The following is a 14,307-nucleotide window of genomic DNA, read 5'->3' as shown; positions in this document are numbered from 1 at the left end:
GCTTTTTTCTGGGTGCCTGTGGGAGCGGGCTTGCCCCGCGATGCGATGTGACTGACAGGTCGAAATCGCGGGGCAAGCCCGCTCCCACCGGAGGAGTCTCCCACCTATCCTCTGTATTTGACGCCACCACCCTACTGTCTCAAGCTGATACCCTTGCCTGCCGTGATTCCCGGATCCACCCATGTCGAAACAACGCCAAAACACCCTGATCAGCCTGATCCTGCTTATCGTTCTGGGCCTTGGCGGATATTTCTGGCGTGACGACAGTCCGGCACCGGCGCCCGCCCTCAAGCACACCTACGCCAAAGCCCTGGCCATGGCGCACAACGGCCAGCCTGGTGCGGCCAGGGTGCTGTATCAGCAACTGGGGCGTACGGATCTTTCCGCCACTCGCCGCGCTGGCCTGTACGCCGAACTGCCCAACTATCCCTCGCCGCTGGCGCTGAAACTGGCCAACCGCGACTTGCAGCACGACGATCCATTGGTTCGCCGTGCCGCCATCGCCAGCATTCAAGCCATGTTGCCCGGTGCCCAGCGCAGCCTGGTGCTCGGGCCGCTGCTCGACGATGAAAATCAAAGTGTGCGTTTTGCCGTGGTCGATGCCCTGCTGGGCCTTGGTCCGGATGATATCGGCCTGTACTTCGGACCCTTGCAGCACACCCTGGAGCAGTATCAGCAGGTACTCGCGCAGCAGACCGACAACCCCGTCGCACAGTTGCACCTGGCCCAGCTTTACCTGCACGAAAACAGTTTCAAGGAAGCTGCCGCAGCCCTCGACAGGACCCTGCAACTGGACCCGGACAACCTTCAGGCCCTGGCCGTGCAGGTACAACTGCTGGAGCGTCAGGAGCAGACCGATGCCTCACGTCAGGTACTGGCCGATGCCTTGCAGCAACGCCCCGACTCAGCCTTCCTGCAACACGAACTAGGACTGTGGCTGCTGCGCCATGGCCAGGATGAGTATGCCCTGCTGGCCTTTGCCCGCGCTCTGGAGCTTGAACCGGACAACAATGAGTACCGCTTTACCCTGGCCACTACACTGCACCAGCTTGAACAGGTGGAGCCGGCGCAAAAGCAGCTCGAAGCGTTGCTAACGCGTGCCCCGTCCAACCGCAAGGCCAGGGTGTTGTTGATCGAGTACTGGAAAGAGACGGGGCAGATGCAGAATGTGCAGGTGCTGCTGGCGCAGCTTGAACAGTTGAATCCTGACGACCCGCTGGTACAGCAAGGTCTCTAGGCGCAGACCATGGTCGATCTGCTACTGGAGCACCTGGCCAGTCAGCGGGCCAGCACTGCTGCCAGTCGCTCCTAGGGTCGGTATGAAATGTATTTGCGCGAAGGCCAGACAAGGCGAAACGTGGCGAGGAAGCGGAGTGTACTGGAGTACATGAGCATTCCGAGCCACGTTTCAACGCAGTATGGGCGAGTGCGGATACATTTCGTACAGAGCCTAGCGGCCGATATCTTCGTTCCACAGCTCTGGCCGGGCGCTGATGAAATCTTTCATCATGCGGATACACGTGTCATTGTGTTGAACCTCCAGCGCCACACCGCGGGAGGTGAGCAACGCCTCTTCACCCAGAAAAGTCTGGTTTTCGCCGACGATCACCCGTTTGATCCCGTACAGCAGGATCGCACCACTGCACATCGCACAGGGTGACAAGGTGGTGTACAGCGTCGACTCCGCGTAAACCTTGGCAGGCTGACGACCGGCATTTTCCAGGGCATCCATTTCACCATGCAAAATTGCGCTGCCGGACTGCACCCGCCGATTGTGCCCGCGACCGATAATCCGGCCCTTGTGCACCAGCACCGAACCGATCGGAATCCCGCCCTCCTCCAGCCCCTTGCGCGCCTCGTCGATGGCGGCCTGCATGAATTCATCTGTTTGCGCTGTCGTGTTGCTCATAAGGCTGTTGACTCCAGTGTCAGGTTCAAGGCACCAGCAAGGCTAGCACACAGCCAGCAAGCAATGGCAACCTGGCCAGGCACTACTATGCTGTAGGGGTTTACCTTGGTGATCCGGACGAACCGGATCCGATCCAGTGAAGGGAGCCTGGTGATGAGCAAGAAGATTCTGGTGGTCCTGACCAATACGGCCAAATACCCGACGCTCAAACGTGCCACCGGGCTCTGGCTGGGTGAGGCAGTGCATTTTGTCGAGAAGGTCGAGAAAGCAGGCTACAAGGTCGATTACCTCAGCCCGACGGGCGGCTATGTGCCGATCGATCCCCATAGCCTGAGCATGGCTCAGGACATTGATTGGGAGTGGTACAACGACAAGGCTTTCATGAATCGCCTGGGCACCACCTTCAATCCTGGCCAGGTCAAGGCTCAGGACTACGTAGCGATCTACTATGCCGGTGGACACGGGGTTATCTGGGACTTCCCGGACAATGCCGGTCTGCAGGAACTGGCACGGCGTATTTTTGAGGCTGGAGGGGTTGTCGCATCGGTCTGCCATGGGGCGGTCGGGCTGCTCAATATCAAGCTCAGCGACAACACGCTGCTAGTCAAAGACCGTGAAGTAACCGGTTTCTCCAACGTGGAAGAGAAACTGGTTGAACTGGACAAAGTAGTGCCCTACCTGACCGAGACAGAGTTGAAGGCTCGAGGCGGGCTCTACCTCATGGCAGAAGAACCCTGGCAGGCGTTTGCCATCGCCGACCAGAAAGAAGGTCGCTTGATCACCGGACAGAATCCGGCATCCGGCGCTGCGGTAGCTGCCTTGGTTGTGAAGGCCCTGGCTAGAGCCAAGGTCACTTGAGCCTGCCGTCAAGCTGAAGGGTACTACAGCAGCTAACAATGGCGCCTACAGGCGACTCGGGTGCACTCCTCTATGCTGACCCTCCGTTCAGCATAGAGGCACCCAACCATGGTTCCACACTCCCACGCCGGGCGTAGCCTGATCGAGTTTCTTGTCACCCTTCTGATCGGGCTGGCACCCATCACCTGTGGCCTGCTGGTACTTGTATTGCAGGTTGACCGCAAGCAAGAAGAAACGATCGAGGTGACCGCTCGCGAAGCCGTTTACGCCATCGACAGGGTCATCAAATCCCTGCACGACACCAGTCAGCACGCCATAAAACTGCTGGATAAGCCCTGTGATGCGATTTTGTCTGATTTGCGCATGGAAATGGTCAAGCAACCGAACGTACGCTCAATGTCACTGAGTAAGGACAATCGAATTTATTGCAGCACGCTGTATGGCTCGACTGACATTACCCTTGATTCGGGTAGCTATGTTGAAGGCCGCCTGCGTGTGTACTCGAGCGTCATTGCAACTCCAGGCTCGGATATCCTGCTGTATCGGCTGCAGGAGGGTCCATCGGCGGTCATTACTGCCGCCAATCTAAGAGTCCTGCAGGCAGAGTTGCTCGGCTTCCAGAATTCCGTGGTATTGAGTCTGCAATTCGGTGGCCAGTACGTCTGGGCAACAGGCAGCGGTGAGTACTACAAGGTACCCAACCATGCAGAAAACCCCCTGAGGCTCACCTCAGACCAGTATGGATACACCGTGCATGCCGGTTATCCAGAAGGCGAATCCTGGCAGGTGATTCGCCAGGCGATGCGCTCAGCCTTACCATCACTGCTGCTGGTCGGCATCATGACCTCGACAGCTGGATACTGGGGGATGTTCAGAAGAACAAAAAACCGTTCAACACCTGCGCAACCCTGACACAAATAAAAAAGCCATTGAAGATACCCTCAATGGCCTTTTACTGTGGTTGCGCTCGATTACTCGGCGTTCAGCACGCCACGGCGTACCTGGTCACGCTCGATAGACTCGAACAGTGCCTTGAAGTTGCCTTCACCAAAGCCGTCATCGCCCTTACGCTGGATGAACTCGAAGAACACCGGCCCCATCAGGGTCTCCGAGAATATCTGCAACAGCAGGCGCTTGTCGTCTGGCTGCGAAGAGCCATCGAGCAAAATGCCCCGCGCCTGCAGCTCACCGACTGGTTCGCCGTGACCTGGCAGACGGCCTTCAAGCATCTCGTAGTAGGTCTGCGGCGGTGCGGTCATGAAACGCATGCCGAGCTTCTTCAGCGCATCCCAGCTCTTGAGCAAGTCATCGGTGAGGAAGGCCACATGCTGAATGCCTTCGCCGTTGAACTGCATCAGGAATTCTTCGATCTGCCCGGCGCCCTTGGACGACTCTTCGTTCAACGGGATACGGATCATGCCGTCGGGCGCGGTCATGGCCTTGGAGGTCAGGCCGGTGTACTCGCCTTTGATATCGAAGTAGCGGATTTCACGGAAGTTGAACAGCTTCTCGTAAAACGCCGCCCAATAGGCCATGCGTCCACGGTAAACGTTGTGGGTCAGGTGGTCGATGATCTTCAGACCAGCACCAACCGGATGACGGTCGACACCTTCAATGAAGTTGAAGTCGATGTCGTAGATCGAGCTGCCTTCCTCGAAACGGTCGATCAGGTACAGCGGCGCACCGCCGATGCCTTTGATCGCCGGCAGACGCAGCTCCATCGGACCGGTTTCGATTTCCACCGGCTGAGCCCCCAGTTCCAGGGCTCGGGCGTAGGCCTCGTGGGCGTTACGTACGCGAAAAGCCATGCCGCATACCGACGGACCGTGCTCGGCCGCGAAGTACGAGGCGATGCTTTTCGGTTCGTTATTGAGGATCAGGTTGATGTCACCCTGGCGGTACAGGTGCACATCCTTGGATCGGTGGGTGGCCACCTTGGTGAAGCCCATGATCTGGAAGATCGGCTCCAGGACGCCGGGCGTCGGCGAGGCGAACTCGATGAATTCGAAGCCCATCAGGCCCATCGGGTTTTCAAAAATGTCGGCCATGCTCATTACCTCATCATCAAAGCGCTAAAAACGGTGATTACTTGCTATCGATGTCGAGCGAAGATGGCGGTGCGCAGGAGATGCCCCTCACACTGCGTGCGAGGTAGTCACCATAGATCAGCTTGAACCCATGACACTTCATATGGACCCATTCTCGGCGGGTTGATTCCTCGAGTGGCGAGGAACCTTATTATTGTATGCGTAAGATGATTCTACAGTGCGTAATCAAATTTGTCGCACTTTAAGTTCAGACACGATTCCGACGTACGGCTATCCTCTGCACAGTTCTGTCTTTTCAGGTTAGTCGCCATGCCCTTATCGGTAAAACACCGCCCACTACGCCTCTGGCGAACAATCCTGCCCGTGCTGGTCGGCGCCCTGCCCATCGTCTGCGGGCTGCTGATCATGCAATGGCAAGCCGAGCGGGAGCTGCACAGCCGTAGCGAAGCCACTGCGCGCAGAGTGGGCAACCAGATCGAACGCATCCTCGACAATGCCGCCAGCGCCGCCAGGGAACTGCTGCCGCTGGCGGGTCAGCCCTGCATCGAAGAAAAACTGGCCCTGCGTAATCAAGTCACCCGGCACGCCTTTGTGCGCTCCACCAACCTGGAGTACCGCGGCGAACTGTATTGCAATTCGCTGTTCGGCCCCTACAGCGAGCCGGTCAACATCAGTGACTATGTTCAGGGTACGCTGTGGCTGATGGATGGAAACTCCGTCACCCCTGGGCATCCATTGTTGGTGTACCGGGTGGCCGAAGGGCAACGCGCTGCCATCGTCACCGTCGATGGCGATCACCTGATCGGTGCCCTGTACCTGCTCGGTAATGACAACCAGCTCATATTGCAAGTCGGCCCGCACTGGATAGACCGTGGCGGGCAAGTCCATACAGGGGCTGCGCCAAAGTCAGAGGTCGCCGCCACCGAGTTTGCGTCTACGCGCTACCCTTTCTCCATTCACAGCGGTCACACCCAGGGAACAGTTGGCCAGCAAATGCGCAGCGAGTACCCGGCCATGTTAGGCCTGCTGGTGCTACTCGGCGTCATCGCCGCAACGACCTGTTACTGGCAACTGCGCCGGGCCAGTTCACCGCGTGCCGAACTGCAGCGAGCCATAGAAGCCAATGAGTTCGTGCCCTACTTCCAGCCGGTGGTGCGCCGTGGCGACTACCGCTGGGCCGGTGTCGAGGTACTGATGCGCTGGCAGCACCCGCGTGAAGGCTTGGTACGCCCGGACCTGTTCATACCCTATGCCGAACACAGCGGTCAGATCGTACCCATGACCCGCCAACTCTTCGCCCGAACCGCCCAGGTGCTGGCTGCGCATGCCGACAGCATGGATGACGGCTTCCACATAGGCATCAACATCACCGCCGATCACTGCCAGGACCTGGCTTTGCTCGATGATTGCCGGACCTTCCTCGCCGCCTTTCCCAAGGGACGGGTGCGCCTGACCCTGGAGTTGACCGAGCGTAAACTCATTTCCCCGAACGAGGTCACCCATGCGTTGTTCGCCGGCCTGCGTGATCTGGGGGTGATGATTGCACTGGACGACTTTGGTACCGGCCAGTCGAGCCTGGCCTACCTGCGCCAGTTTCAGGTTGATTACCTGAAGATCGACCAGAGTTTTGTGGCGATGATCGGTGGCGATGCGCTGTCCTTGCATATCCTCGACAGTATCATCGAACTGTCGAGCAAGCTGGGGCTGGGGATCGTTGCCGAAGGGGTGGAAACCGAGGCCCAACGTGACTACCTGGCCCGGCACAACGTCGATTTCCAGCAAGGCTACCTGTTTGCCCGGCCAATGTCGGCCGAAGCGTTCATTCAGGCCCTGGAGGCGCAAGGCCTGGTGTCAGCCACTGACCACCAGGTACTGACTCAAGGTGGCTGAGCACCCTTATTTTTCCTGCTACAGAGGCCCTCGTGTCCAAAGGCATCGTTTCATCGGTCATGGCGTCGTGCTTGTTTGCCGTGATGTACTTCTACACTTCGCTGTTAACACCGCTGGACGGTGAAGAAATCTTTGGCTGGCGTACCCTGCTGACCCTGCCCTGCCTGACATTGTTCATGCTGCTGAGCAAGGACTGGCCACTGATTACCGGCCTGCTCAAACGAATTCAGCAACGGCCGATACTGCTGCTGGGTTTGATCGGCACCTCATCGCTGATGGGCGTGCAGCTCTGGTTGTTCCTCTGGGCGCCGTTGCACGGGCGCAGTCTGGAGGTGTCGCTGGGGTACTTTCTGTTACCGCTGACCATGGTCCTGACCGGACGCGTGGTCTACGGTGAACGCCTGTCACGTCTGCAAAAGCTGGCAGTGGCCTGTGCGGTGACCGGCGTCGCGCACGAACTGTACCAGCATGGCAGTTTTGCCTGGGAAACCCTGGTGGTCGCCATCGGCTACCCGCTGTACTTCATCCTGCGGCGCAAATGCCGCACCGACCACCTCGGTGGCCTGTGGGCCGATATGTTTCTGCTGCTGCCAACGGCACTGTACTTTGTCATCCAGGGCCCGTTGAGCGCCCAGGACCTGGTCGAACACCCGGCCCTGTATGGCCTGATTCCGTTGCTGGGGGTGATCAGCGCGTTGGCGCTGATCTGCTACGTACTGGCAAGCCGCCTGCTGGCCTTCAGCCTGTTCGGCCTGCTCAGTTATGTCGAGCCGGTGCTGCTGGTGGCCGTGGCCCTGCTACTGGGCGAGACCATTGGTCCCGACCAGTGGCTGACCTATCTGCCGATCTGGCTGGCAGTGCTGGTGCTGATCCTTGAAGGCATCAAGCACCTGCTGCGCCATCAGCGGCGTTCGGCCTGAGGCGTACCTCGCGGACCCGGCGCTCCTCCACCGCGACCACTGTCATCTGCCAGCCATTCCATTGCAGGCAGTCGCCGACCACGGGCAAACGGTCAAGCAGGCTCATTACCAGACCGGCGAGGGTCTGGTAATCCTCGGTCGGTTTGGCGGCAAAGCCGGTGCGCGCCAGGATCTGACTCAGGTTCAAGGCACCGCTGACGACAAAGCCCTGTTCGTCCTCGACGACTCCCGGCCCCTCGACCTCACTGGCGTCGGGCAATTCACCGGCGATGGACTCAAGGATGTCGGTCATGGTCAGGATGCCGGTGAAATCACCGAACTCGTTGACCACAAAGGCGATGTGGGTCGACTGGTTGCGCATCTGCTCCAGGGCGTTGAGGATGCTGAAGCCCTCCAGCAGGTTCAGCGACGCACGGACCAGGCTTTCCAGGTCCGGCTCGTTACCGGCCAGCAGCTCCTTGAGCAGTTCCTTCTTGTGCACGAAGCCCAGTGGCTCTTCGATACGACCGTTGCGGATCAGTGGCAAGCGCGAGTACGACGAATGCATCAACGCCGTACGAATGGCTTGCGGGGTTTGCGCCAGGTCGATGGCATCGACCTGGGCCCGCACCGTCATCAGCGTCTTGATCGGACGCTCGGCCAGATTCAGCACGCCGCTGATCATCACCCGTTCACGACGGTCGAACAGCACGTGTTCCTCGCCACCCTCGACCAGGTCGGCAATTTCCTCACCGACCTCGTCCGCTTCGATTCGACGCCCGCCCAGCAGGCGCAGCACCGCATGGGCCGTGCGTTCACGCAACGGCCGGTGTTGCTGCAGGCTGCGCCTGCGCCGGGCGCGGGCCACCTGGTTGAACAGTTCGACCACAATCGAGAAACCGATCGCCGCGTACAGATAGCCCTTGGGAATATGGAAGCCCAGGCCTTCAGCGGTCAGGCTGAAGCCGATCATCATCAAGAAGCCCAGGCACAGCATGATCACTGTCGGGTGGCTATTGACGAAACGTGTCAATGGCTTGCTGGCGACGATCATGATACCAATCGAGAAAATCACCGCGATCATCATCACCGACAACTGCTCGACCATGCCCACGGCAGTGATCACCGCGTCCAGCGAGAACACCGCATCGAGCACCACGATCTGCGCCACGATTGGCCAGAACGCGGCGTGACGAGTGCTGCCATTGGACTGGGCAACATGGCCCTCCAGGCGTTCGTGCAACTCCATGGTGGCCTTGAACAACAGGAATACACCGCCGAAGAGCATGATCAGGTCACGGCCGGAGAAGCTCTTGCCGAGCACCTCGATCAACGGTGCGGTCAGGGTCACCATCCAGGAAATACTGGCCAGCAGGCCCAGGCGCATGATCAACGCCAGGGACAGACCGATCACTCGCGCGCGGTCGCGCTGATGCGCTGGCAGCTTGTCGGCGAGGATGGCGATGAACACCAGGTTGTCGATACCCAGTACCAGTTCCAGGACAATCAGCGTGGCAAGGCCCAGCCAGGCCGTAGGGTCGGCTAGCCATTCCATGGGCGGGTACTCACCTGCGCGAACAGCGGGGAAACGTCACAGGGACGGGAAAATGGCCAGGACGGCCAGGTACTGGGGGGCTCCGAGAACGAAGTCATATCAACCTAATATCAATTGGGGATGAGATCCTACAATTGCAGCAGGGATTTCTTACAGCGCAAAACTATTTCAAATTCTGTAGCCACTCCCACAGGGCAATTTCCTTCAATACTTGCTCCAGCCAAGCCAGCAGACTGAGTTCACCTTTCCTACAGGATGAACACCAATGAGTCTGACCCTGTCCATGGCCGCCTTTGCGCTGGCCGCTTCCATCTCTCCCGGCCCGGTCAACATCGTCGCGTTGGGCAGCGGTGCCCGCTATGGTTTGCGTGCCAGCCTCCGGCATGTCACCGGCGCCACCCTGGGCTTCAGTCTGCTGCTGTTGCTGATTGGTTTGGGATTGCACGAACTACTGCGCTACTGGCCCGCAATGACCCAGGTGCTGCACGCCGGCGGTGTGGCGTTTTTGATGTACATGGCGTGGAAACTGGCCAGCGACCGCGGTGAATTGACCAGCAACAGCTCCGCAGCAGCACCTTCGATGCTCGCGGGTGCAACCCTGCAGTGGCTCAATCCCAAGGCCTGGCTGGCCTGCGTGGCCGGTGTCGGCGCCTACGTCGGCGAAGGCGAAACCGCCCTGCTCTGGCAGTTCACCGCGATCTACTTTGTCATCTGCTACCTGTCCATCGCCAGCTGGGCCTGGGCGGGAAGTGTCATCAGCCAGTACCTGGGCAACCGGCACCGCGTGCGTGTGTTCAACCGCGTGCTGGCGGCGCTGCTGGTGGCCAGTGCCCTGTACCTGTTACTGGCCTGATCGATAGTGGCCGGGAGTCGCCGCCAGGTGACGCTTGAACGCCCGCTGCAGGTGGGCCTGGTCGGCAAACCCGGCTTCCAGCGCCACCTCGGCGATTAGCGCGCCACGGCGCAGGCGGGCGCGGGCAAACTGCACGCGTTGATCCAGCAAGTAGCCATGGGGCGTCAGACCGAACTGCTGCTTGAAGGCGCGGATCAGGTATGAGGTAGACAGCCCCGCCGCCTCACCCATGTCTTGCAGGCGCAACGGCTGGGTGCAGTGCTCGCGGATGAAGGCGGCAGCGGCCAGCAAACGCGGATTGACCCGCCCCGCTGCCGGCACGCCGGAGGGCAATTGCCGGATCAGTTCACTGAAAAAAATGCATAACGCCGCGTGCTTGCTGGCGATGCTGAACTGATCATCCACCAGCAGGGCATGCAGTTGGCACAGGTCCTGGTAGAGGGACGGCGAAGCGCTGCTGAGCGCCTCGAGCGGCTGGAACCCCAGCGCCTGCAACCAGGGCAGGTCCACGTACAGCATGAGGTATGACCAGGGTTCACCCTCGATCGGGTTGCAGGCATGCACAGCGCCGGGGTTCATCAGCACAACGGTGCCGGCGCTGACCTGTTGCTGGCTCTCCCCACTCACGTAGGTGCTGCGACCCGCGGTGATCGCCCCGATGCTGAAGCTCTCGTGGGAATGCGCCGAATAGCAGACTTTGCGCCCATCCTCGACGCTGCGCGCCTCGATGAACGGCAGCGCAAGGTCACGCCAGAATCGAGAGTGGCTGTCCATCGACTTCAGCCTTCGGCGTCATGCACCACCACCAGCAACTGCGCCTGCACCTCGCCCAGCGAGCGCAGACGATGCGGCGTCTGGGCGTTGAAGTACAGTGCATCACCACGTTCGAGGATGACCCGCTCGCTCATGAAGTCCACTTCCACCTGGCCTTCGTGAACAAACAGAAACTCCTCGCCCAGGTGCTCCTTGAAGGTCGAGTCGCTGAAATCAGCGGGCGGGCTGATGATGAACGGCAGCAAGCTGCGGCTGCCGATATGGTTGGCCAACACCGCATAACCCGGGCCCTGAGCGCTCCCGGAAAGCGCCTGGCGCTCAGCGCTGCGTACCAGGCTAAAGCGGGCCTGGCCGGGCGCATCTTCGGCGAACAGCTCTTCGACATTGACACTCAGCGCCCGCGCCAGCTTCAGCGCAGCGGCAATCGACGGCGTGTTCAGGCCACGCTCGACCTTGGAAAGATAGCTCTTGGTCATGCCGGACTTCTCGGCCAGCACCTCCAAGGTAATCCCCAGTTTTTTTCTCAGCAATTTCAATCGGATAGACATGTGGTGCAATTTTCCCAGTGCCACGGGCAAGCTTTTTCTTGCTAATGACACATTGTGTCATTTATCCTTTTTTGTGTCATTTGCTTAACCGCCCCTTCACCGTCCAAGTAACCGGGGCGGGCCAGCCTGACATTTCTCTACACCATCGAGGATATCCCCATGGCCAAGACTCTGGCATTGCCCAAGGACCAACTGATCAAGCAGGCCCTTACACAGATGCAAGGCTCGCTTGCCGATAATACGTGGACTGCACGGGAAAAGCTGGCCCTGACCTGTCGAATTCTCTTCGACAACGGCCACGACTCGGGCCTGGCCGGGCAAATCAGTACCCGCGGGCCACAACCTGGCACCTTCTACACCCAACAACTGGGGCTGGGCTTCGACGAAATCACCGCCAGCAACCTGTTGCTGGTCAATGAAGACCTTGAAGTACTCGAAGGCCAGGGCATGCCCAACCCGGCCAACCGCTTCCACAGCTGGGTGTACCGGGCACGCCCGGATGTGAACTGCATCATCCACACCCACCCTACCCATGTCGCCGCGCTGTCGATGCTGGAAGTGCCGCTGCAGGTTTCGCACATGGACCTGTGCCCGCTGTATGAAGACTGCGCCTTTCTTGAAGCCTGGCCCGGGGTGCCGGTCGGCAACGAAGAAGGCGAAATCATCAGCGCAGCGCTTGGCGACAAACGCGCCATCCTGCTCTCGCACCATGGCCAGCTGTCCACCGGCGCCAGCATCGAGGAAGCCTGCGTCATCGCCCAGTTGATCGAGCGTGCGGCCAAGCTGCAGCTGCTGGCGATGGCCGCAGGCGAAGTGAAACCGATCGAGCCGGCGCTGGGCCGCGAAGCCCACGACTGGATCTCCCGGCCAAAACGCCACAGCGCCGCCTTCAACTACTATGCGCGGCAGTGCCTGCGGGTGCATGCCGACTGCCTGAACTGATTGTTCGCCCTTTTGCCTTACTTGCGGAGTACGTTTCATGACCACGAAATTCCACGGCATCATCGGCTACACCATCACCCCGTTCAGCAGCGACGGCCAGCACCTTGACCTGGCTGCCCTGGGCCAGTCCATCGACCGCCTGATCGCCGGTGGCGTGCATGCCATCGCCCCGCTGGGCAGCACGGGCGAAGGCGCCTACCTGAGTGATCGAGAATGGGACCAGGCCACCGAGTTCAGCCTCGCCCACATCGCCGGCCGAGTGCCGACCATCGTCAGTGTCTCGGACCTGACCACTGCCGGCGCCATCCGCCGTGCACGCGTTGCCCAGGCCCATGGTGCCGATGCGGTGATGGTCTTGCCAACGGCGTACTGGAAACTCAGCGAAGCAGAAATCTTCGAGCACTACCGTGCTATCGGCGCCAGCATCGACGTGCCGATCATGCTCTACAACAACCCCGCCACCAGCGGCACCGACATGTCGGTGGAGCTGATCCTGCGCATCGTGCGCGAGGTTGAAAATGTCACCATGGTCAAGGAGAGCACCGGCGACATTCAACGTATGCACAAACTGCAACTGCTCGGTGAAGGCAAAGTGCCGTTCTATAACGGTTGCAACCCGCTGGCTCTGGAAGCGTTCATCGCCGGTGCCAGCGGCTGGTGCACCGCGGCGGCGAACCTGATTCCCGAACTCAACCAGGCCCTGTACAAGGCCATCGTCTGCAACGACCTGAAAACCGCCAAGTCGGTGTTCTACCGTCAGTTGCCGCTGCTCGACTTCATCCTCAAGGCGGGCTTGCCTGCTACGGTCAAGGCCGGCCTGGCCATGAGCGGCTTGCCGGTAGGTGAGCCGCGGCGGCCGGTCTTCGCCCTGAACCAGGCCGGACAGGATCATCTGCGCGCATTGCTGGACGACCTGCTAACGCCGGGTAGCCATGCGTAACCGATAACCACCCGGACTTTCGCCGGTCCACTTCTTGAACGCGCGGTGGAACGCGCTGGGTTCCTGGAACCCGGTGCGTTCAGCGATCTCGGCAATACTCATGTCGGTCTCGCGCAGGCATTCAAAGGCCGTGGCGCGGCGTACTTCATCCTTGATCTGCTGGAACGAGCGGCCTTCACGTTCCAGCTGCCGGCGGAAACTGCTGGCACTCAGGCCCTGGCGCTTGGCCATGGCCACCAGCGTTGGCCATTGGCCCTGATCACGCTCACGCAGGTAGCGGTATACCTGGGCCACCTGGCCGCTGTGGTTGCGGTAGCGAATCACCAGCCATTGCGGGGCACTGCGCAGAAACGTCTTGAGCCCGGCCAGGTCCTGGATCACCGGCAAACGCAGATAATCAGCGGCAAATTCAATCTCGCTCACGCCCGCCCCCAATTGCAGATTGGGGCCCCAGAGCAGCGGATCATCGTCCTGCGCCGGGCGCATATCCGTCAGCGCGGTGCGATCGATGACCAGGCGTTGCCCGCCCAGCCAGCACAACAGGCTGATCACCAAGGCCAGAAAAGTCTCGTCGGCATACACCCGGGTCACTGGATCTTCGATACGTGACTGCACGCTGATCACCGCCCGCGCGCCCTTGATCGACAAGCTGGCATGAATGTCACGCAAGAACAGACCGAAATAGCTCAGGCACTGGCGCAGGGCTTTTTCCAGGGTCGGTTCCTGGATCAGGCCACGGCAGATCAGGGCAAAACTGCCGGTCGGCATGCCATGACTGTCGAGATTGAAGAATTCGTCGTCCAGGTCCTGGATCAGGATCAACCAGAGCCGGGTAAAGGCAGTAGCCGGCACCCGGGCCCCCACGGTCTCCAGCACTGCCGGATCGATACCGGCCTCGCGCAACAAAGCCTGCGCCCGCTGCGGCTGGTCGCGCAGGGCGTGCAACATGCTGTGGACGAAGTAAACCGCGACTGTATCGTTTTCCCGCATGGCGGATTCCGCAAGGTATGGCAAAAAATACCAGCTTCAGTGAACAGTTATGGCATAGGCCCGGCGAAAGGCTTTGCCTAGACTCGATGACAACCTGAACT

At 60.0% G+C, this 14,307-nt stretch carries 14 protein-coding genes; 8 read left to right on the top strand and 6 right to left on the bottom strand.

All coding sequences use genetic code 11. The annotated features are described in order from the left end of the window. The first annotated feature begins 181 nt into the window (after nucleotides 1-181). A complete protein-coding gene (locus C6382_RS03560) occupies nucleotides 182-1,237 on the top strand; it encodes a tetratricopeptide repeat protein (protein WP_107023160.1) in 1,056 nt (351 codons plus the stop codon). A gap of 213 nt (nucleotides 1,238-1,450) precedes the next feature. Here the strand turns inward: C6382_RS03560 and C6382_RS03555 are convergent, their stop codons facing one another. Beyond that, nucleotides 1,451-1,909 carry a nucleoside deaminase gene (locus C6382_RS03555; protein ID WP_107023159.1) on the bottom strand — a complete coding sequence of 153 codons (459 nt, stop codon included), beginning with the start codon at nucleotides 1,907-1,909 and terminating at the stop codon, nucleotides 1,451-1,453. Nucleotides 1,910-2,062: 153 nt separating this feature from the next. Between C6382_RS03555 and C6382_RS03550 the strand changes: the two genes are divergently transcribed. Beyond that, nucleotides 2,063-2,767, top strand: a complete 705-nt coding sequence (locus tag C6382_RS03550; protein WP_107023158.1) for a type 1 glutamine amidotransferase domain-containing protein — start codon at nucleotides 2,063-2,065, stop codon at nucleotides 2,765-2,767. A 108-nt stretch (nucleotides 2,768-2,875) separates the two neighbouring features. Then, entirely contained in the window at nucleotides 2,876-3,679 is an 804-nt protein-coding gene (locus tag C6382_RS03545) for a CSS-motif domain-containing protein (RefSeq protein ID WP_107023157.1), read from the top strand. 59 nt (nucleotides 3,680-3,738) lie between these two features. Here the strand turns inward: C6382_RS03545 and hppD are convergent, their stop codons facing one another. Beyond that, the gene (hppD, locus tag C6382_RS03540; RefSeq protein WP_107023511.1) at nucleotides 3,739-4,815 is read right to left on the bottom strand and encodes a 4-hydroxyphenylpyruvate dioxygenase; all 1,077 of its coding nucleotides are present in this window, start codon (nucleotides 4,813-4,815) and stop codon (nucleotides 3,739-3,741) included. Nucleotides 4,816-5,124: 309 nt separating this feature from the next. On the opposite strand from hppD, the gene C6382_RS03535 reads away from it, so the two are divergent. Continuing rightward, on the top strand, nucleotides 5,125-6,705 hold the full coding sequence (locus C6382_RS03535) for an EAL domain-containing protein (RefSeq protein WP_107023156.1): 1,581 nt from the start codon (nucleotides 5,125-5,127) through the stop codon (nucleotides 6,703-6,705). A gap of 32 nt (nucleotides 6,706-6,737) precedes the next feature. Next, entirely contained in the window at nucleotides 6,738-7,625 is an 888-nt protein-coding gene (gene rarD / locus C6382_RS03530) for an EamA family transporter RarD (RefSeq protein ID WP_107023155.1), read from the top strand. Here the strand turns inward: rarD and C6382_RS03525 are convergent. Then, nucleotides 7,588-9,159 carry a TerC family protein gene (locus C6382_RS03525; RefSeq protein WP_107023154.1) on the bottom strand — a complete coding sequence of 524 codons (1,572 nt, stop codon included), beginning with the start codon at nucleotides 9,157-9,159 and terminating at the stop codon, nucleotides 7,588-7,590. The genes rarD and C6382_RS03525 overlap by 38 nt on opposite strands. Nucleotides 9,160-9,424: 265 nt before the next feature. Here C6382_RS03525 and C6382_RS03520 point away from each other — a divergent pair, with 265 nt between their 5' ends. Beyond that, complete coding sequence (locus C6382_RS03520; protein ID WP_107023153.1) at nucleotides 9,425-10,012, top strand: LysE family translocator; 588 nt, start codon at nucleotides 9,425-9,427, stop codon at nucleotides 10,010-10,012. Here the strand turns inward: C6382_RS03520 and C6382_RS03515 are convergent. Together C6382_RS03515 and C6382_RS03510 are read right to left on the bottom strand one after the other, a co-directional pair. After that, nucleotides 10,001-10,786 (bottom strand): AraC family transcriptional regulator, encoded by a 786-nt coding sequence (locus C6382_RS03515; RefSeq protein WP_107023152.1) that lies wholly within the window; start codon nucleotides 10,784-10,786, stop codon nucleotides 10,001-10,003. The genes C6382_RS03520 and C6382_RS03515 overlap by 12 nt on opposite strands. Before the next feature lie 5 nt (nucleotides 10,787-10,791). After that, nucleotides 10,792-11,334: a helix-turn-helix domain-containing protein gene (locus C6382_RS03510; RefSeq protein ID WP_107023151.1), complete on the bottom strand. Its 543-nt coding sequence runs from the start codon at nucleotides 11,332-11,334 to the stop codon at nucleotides 10,792-10,794. A gap of 159 nt (nucleotides 11,335-11,493) precedes the next feature. Between C6382_RS03510 and C6382_RS03505 the strand changes: the two genes are divergently transcribed. Both C6382_RS03505 and C6382_RS03500 read left to right on the top strand, forming a co-directional pair. After that, nucleotides 11,494-12,276, top strand: coding sequence for an aldolase (locus tag C6382_RS03505; RefSeq protein WP_107023150.1), 783 nt, complete (start codon nucleotides 11,494-11,496; stop codon nucleotides 12,274-12,276). A 37-nt stretch (nucleotides 12,277-12,313) separates the two neighbouring features. Further along, nucleotides 12,314-13,216, top strand: coding sequence for a dihydrodipicolinate synthase family protein (locus tag C6382_RS03500; RefSeq protein WP_107023149.1), 903 nt, complete (start codon nucleotides 12,314-12,316; stop codon nucleotides 13,214-13,216). Here the strand turns inward: C6382_RS03500 and C6382_RS03495 are convergent. After that, nucleotides 13,193-14,206, bottom strand: a complete 1,014-nt coding sequence (locus C6382_RS03495; RefSeq protein ID WP_107023148.1) for an AraC family transcriptional regulator — start codon at nucleotides 14,204-14,206, stop codon at nucleotides 13,193-13,195. The genes C6382_RS03500 and C6382_RS03495 overlap by 24 nt on opposite strands. Nucleotides 14,207-14,307: the final 101 nt, after the last annotated feature.

The organism is Pseudomonas sp. BBP2017 (assembly GCF_003024385.1).
In the GTDB taxonomy this organism is placed as follows: domain Bacteria; phylum Pseudomonadota; class Gammaproteobacteria; order Pseudomonadales; family Pseudomonadaceae; genus Aquipseudomonas.
Note: the sequence above shows the minus strand (reverse complement) of the source record. Positions and strands in the feature narration are given on the sequence as shown.